This is a genomic window from Mesorhizobium sp. M7A.F.Ca.US.005.03.2.1, from assembly GCF_003997795.1.
Taxonomy (GTDB): Bacteria; Pseudomonadota; Alphaproteobacteria; order Rhizobiales; family Rhizobiaceae; genus Mesorhizobium; species Mesorhizobium ciceri.
The window spans coordinates 1-507 of sequence record NZ_RZRP01001582.1; the positions used below are offsets into that span (position 1 = coordinate 1).

1 protein-coding gene is annotated in these 507 nt (G+C 67.7%); it reads left to right on the forward strand.

The window, feature by feature from the left end; genetic code table 11:
- Positions 1-507 (forward strand): precorrin-6Y C5,15-methyltransferase (decarboxylating) subunit CbiT (gene cbiT, locus EN991_RS39270; protein ID WP_127370685.1); only part of this gene is annotated, 507 nt, incomplete at both ends.

Here is a 507-nt window from a genome sequence, read left to right on the forward strand (position 1 = left end):
CGCATCCTGGCGCTGACCTCGGATGCAGAAGCCCCCGCGGCGATTGCCCGCCTGCTCGCGGAACTCGACTTCGGCGCATCGCGGCTGACGATCCTGGAGGCGTTGGGTGGGCCAAGCGAGACCCAGCGCTCGGTCCGCGCCGATGCCTTCGACCTCGAAAACCTCAATCCGCTCAACGTGCTGGCGGTCGAAGTTGAATCCGGTCCGGACGCGCGCGTGCTGCCGCTCACATCAGGCCTTGCCGATCACCTGTTCGACCATGACGGCCAGATCACCAAGCGCGAAATCCGCGCGATCACCCTGTCGGCGCTGGCGCCGCGGCGCGGCGAGTTGCTGTGGGACATCGGCGCCGGCTCCGGTTCCATCGGCATCGAATGGATGCTGGCCCACCCTTCGATGCGCACTTTTGCCATCGAGGCCGATCCGGTGCGCGCTGCCCGTATTGGTCGCAACGCCGCTGCCTGTGGCGTTCCCGGCCTTGTCGTGGTCGAAGGCAGCGCGCCCAAG